This is a genomic window from Staphylococcus sp. GDY8P54P, from assembly GCF_017892645.1.
In the GTDB taxonomy this organism is placed as follows: Bacteria; Bacillota; Bacilli; order Staphylococcales; family Staphylococcaceae; genus Staphylococcus; species Staphylococcus ureilyticus.
The window spans coordinates 1-1,760 of sequence record NZ_JAESLN010000027.1; the positions used below are offsets into that span (position 1 = coordinate 1).

The 1,760-nt window shown below is 26.1% G+C and carries 2 protein-coding genes; both read right to left on the minus strand.

The features are described from left to right. Nucleotides 1-71 precede the first annotated feature (71 nt). Nucleotides 72-1,175: a hypothetical protein gene (locus tag KA883_RS13620; RefSeq protein ID WP_237634548.1), complete on the minus strand. Its 1,104-nt coding sequence runs from the start codon at nt 1,173-1,175 to the stop codon at nt 72-74. 177 nt (nt 1,176-1,352) lie between these two features. Continuing rightward, a complete protein-coding gene (locus KA883_RS08750; RefSeq protein ID WP_021459888.1) occupies nt 1,353-1,445 on the minus strand; it encodes a type I toxin-antitoxin system Fst family toxin in 93 nt (30 codons plus the stop codon). Between the last annotated feature and the right edge of the window lie 315 nt (nt 1,446-1,760).

Here is a 1,760-nt window from a genome sequence, read left to right on the forward strand (position 1 = left end):
TTATATGATTAGAGTGTACCCAAAAAAACTTTTACAAGTTTATCTATAATTCCAATTGTATTGATTAGTAACTATATACTTTCATACCTACTTAGGATTTCTTTAATGTTTATATTATCACTAATAATGTAGTTTTTATTAAAATATTGTGTGAATTTATTTTTAACTGCATATTTCATACCATAAGTTACTAATTTAACTATATCACTCACAATATTAGTGAAATTCTCTGTACTAAATTTGTCATACGTCTCTCCGCTATGAACAATATTATTTCTCATATCATAATAATCATTAAAATAAATATCAATACAAACTTTAATATTTTCGCTATTATAAACCTGTAGTTCCTTCATTTTAGGTATGAAGTGATGATAAACAACGTTTTTATAAGAAGATAATTTTTTCTTAGCAGTATCATCATCTAAGTTTTCATAAATTTTATAATAATCATATACAAAGTTACAAATAAAAGTTTCAAGAGCAGTCTGATAATAAATTATTGAATTATTATAATCTTCTTTATAAAAATATCTTTCTCCCATTCTCATTTTCTCACTAGGAAGCATGCTTGACATATTTTTATAAATTTCCCAATTCGCAAAAATACTTCCTAATTCTTTTTTACTTAAATTTTTACTTTGATCTTCTAAAATTTTATCTGGCCATTTTATAATAAAAGATTTCATCTCAAAATTTATGTGTTTTCCATTAATAATTTCACATGGCCTATATAATGGAATACTTTGAATATCCCCTTTAGAAATTGGAAAAACGTTATGATATTGAAATTTAACCATAATAATTCTAATAAAATGGTTTATAATCGAAAGTTGAATATCAAAAATACTAGAAATTTCATTATCTGCCTCTATTGTTGATTTACATACTTTTTTGAAGCTATGTTTATTTATAATTGTAGTACATTCTACAATACTTCTTCTTTCTTCAAAAGGGATTGGAAGACGATTACCATATTCAATTTGCCCAGTTGTATTTAAAATTTTAACTAAAATCTTGTTTTTATCATCTATAAAAAATTCTCCATTGCTAACCGGAATTCTAAAAGGAAGCATATACTTAAAAGTAAGTAATTTCATATTATTATGATTTACTCCATTAATTTGTTTTAAAAGCTTTTCATCCTGTGATGTAAATTTAACTTTATTGATCATAACCACCCCTATTTTTAATTATATTGAATACACCTTAACCTAAACAGATAAAACTACTTTGCATTCCTCTACACTATGATGTTATAATACAATTAACGAATAGAAAGTCCATAGATATACACCGAGCCCCAACCTATTGCCGTAGGTTGGGGCTCTTTATGTGATATGGATAGTCGCCTATTTATTGTGCTGATTTAGCCAATAGGTAAACCAAGCTACAATACATCCAGTTATCACAGGTGCAATAACCGTTACGAATAAAAAGTCCACAGATGCTCACCTCCTTCCATAGTAATTTCGCCTATGGAAGTTAAGGCGACTCTATTATTATATCATTTGTAAATACATAAGCATATTCACTTCCGATAAGTTGAATTATGTCAGCTCAAAGATAAAATAAATATACTTATTTTAGTAAAAATAAGTTTTCACTTTCTTCTCACATACTACTCTATTATCACTACATCCCTTTTTAATTCTTTTTCATAGACTTTCCTAATTTAAAATACTACAAGTAGAAAATAGAAGTGTATATTAAATATCTTTAAAATTAGAAAGGAATGGAAGGAGTCTTCTGTATGAACT